The organism is Mesorhizobium sp. M7A.F.Ca.MR.362.00.0.0 (assembly GCF_004023175.1).
In the GTDB taxonomy this organism is placed as follows: domain Bacteria; phylum Pseudomonadota; class Alphaproteobacteria; order Rhizobiales; family Rhizobiaceae; genus Mesorhizobium.
This window is the reverse complement of record NZ_RZTF01000420.1, coordinates 4,524-5,365: the sequence shown is the minus strand read 5'-3', so window position 1 is coordinate 5,365 and position 842 is coordinate 4,524. Positions and strand designations below refer to the sequence as shown.

The window sequence follows — 842 nt, the reverse complement described above, 5'->3', positions numbered from 1 at the left end:
GACCTGGTATGGCGACAACGGCTTCTACACCGACGGCCAGGCCCAGGTAACGTGGTATGACAGCGACCTGAAGTCCACCACCCTGGGCAGCGAGCTCGCGAAGGGCAATAATGGCTTCGGCTATGCTGTGAGCATCGAAGCCGGCCAGAAGTTCGCGCTCGGGGCCAAATGGACGCTGACGCCGCAGGCTCAGCTCTCCTATTCTTCGGTCCGCTTCGACAGCTTCACCGATCCGTTCGACGCAGCGGTGTCGCTGAGCCGCAGTGAGGCGCTGATCGGCCGTGCCGGCCTGTCGCTCGACTATGAGGACGCCTGGACCGGCGCCCAGGGCAAGGTCAGCCGCTCGCATTTCTACGGCATTGCCAATCTCTATTACGACTTCCTCGACGGCAATGACGTGGATGTCTCCGGCACCGCGCTTCACGAGCACGACCAGCCGCTGTGGGGCGGTGTCGGTCTCGGCGGATCGCTCTCCTGGGCCGACGATCGCTACACGGTCTTCGGGGAAGCCTTCGCAAAGTCGAGCCTGAAGGAATTCGGCGACAGCCGCTCCATCGGCGCGAAGCTCGGCCTCAGCGTCAAGTGGTAGTCAGCAGGTTGACGGCTGACAAAGACAATGAGCCCTGATTCGAGTGCGCCGGGCTGGACAGGAATGGATGAAGATATGACCCGTAAGAGCTGGGGTAGAAGCCTCCTCCTGGTGGCCACCGCGCTGCTCATCATGGGCTTTGCGATTTCGGCATTTGCTCAAGAGAAGACAGGCCTTCCAGGCGGTGCTACTTCGCTCCAGGAGAGCTACCAGGACTGGAACCTGACCTGTCAAAGCGGGGCACCACAAATAG

At 61.6% G+C, this 842-nt stretch carries 1 protein-coding gene; it reads left to right on the top strand.

Annotated elements, in window-relative coordinates; all coding sequences use genetic code 11:
* On the top strand, nucleotides 1-589 hold a 589-nt coding region (locus tag EOC06_RS31845; protein WP_128309653.1), incomplete at its 5' end, for an autotransporter outer membrane beta-barrel domain-containing protein.
* Between the last annotated feature and the right edge of the window lie 253 nt (nucleotides 590-842).